The 432-nt window shown below is 23.8% G+C and carries 1 protein-coding gene; it reads right to left on the bottom strand.

Translation table 11 applies throughout. From position 1 onward, the window contains the following. A partial coding sequence (locus tag CRV02_RS14515; RefSeq protein ID WP_129090915.1) for an AAA family ATPase occupies positions 1-404 on the bottom strand: 404 nt, incomplete at its 3' end. Positions 405-432: the final 28 nt, after the last annotated feature.

Below are 432 nucleotides of genomic sequence, written 5' to 3'. Positions count from 1 at the left end.
ATACATAACGAGTCTAAAAAGGCAATTAGTTTTTTACTATCAAAATCACTTGTATCTTTTAAATGAAGATGTTTAATTAATTTCTTTGAAAAGGTATTTAAATTCTTTTTAGAAACAGTTTGGTTATTTAAAAAAAATCTTACTTTATCTTTTTTTATTTGTTTTATTACAATATCATCATCTTTTGAAATATCATATGCTTCATCTTCTATCTTTGAATCTATTAATGATACTTCTCCTAAACTTGCTTTACTCTCAGTTATGGCAAATAAAGATAAAATAGATTGCATTAAAACTGATTTACCAGCTCCTGATGGACCTGTAAAAACTATTAAACCTTTATCAAGTTCCATTTCTACTTCTTTAAACGATAGAAAATCTTTTAAATAAATTCTTTCAATCATTAAATTAATTACCCCACTGTAATTTATC

The sequence above is a fragment of the Arcobacter sp. CECT 8989 genome (assembly GCF_004116715.1).
In the GTDB taxonomy this organism is placed as follows: Bacteria; Campylobacterota; Campylobacteria; order Campylobacterales; family Arcobacteraceae; genus Halarcobacter.
Note: the sequence above shows the minus strand (reverse complement) of the source record. Positions and strands in the feature narration are given on the sequence as shown.